General features: G+C 56.4%; 1 protein-coding gene. It reads left to right on the top strand.

Annotation, left to right across the window (positions count from 1 at the left end):
- Positions 1-259 (top strand): HDOD domain-containing protein (locus LI015_RS28150; protein ID WP_227126798.1); only part of this gene is annotated, 259 nt, incomplete at both ends.

Below are 259 nucleotides of genomic sequence, written 5' to 3' on the forward strand. Positions count from 1 at the left end.
TGTGGCCATGGCCTGTGAACATATTGCATCCCGGTGCGGATGGCTTGACAATGAGCACGCTTATGTGGTAGGGCTTCTCCATGACGTGGGCCGGTTTCCGGGCCGGATATCGGAACGCCACCTGATAGAGGGATACCGCAGATGCATGGAGCATGGGTGGGATGAGGCGGCCAAAATCTGCATCAGCCATGCATTCATGATTCAGGACATCGGGACATCCATCGGCATATTCGATATGCCTGAGGAGGACCGGCGGTTC

The sequence above is a fragment of the Enterocloster sp. 210928-DFI.2.20 genome (genome assembly GCF_020554465.1).
Lineage (GTDB): Bacteria > Bacillota > Clostridia > Lachnospirales > Lachnospiraceae > Enterocloster > Enterocloster bolteae.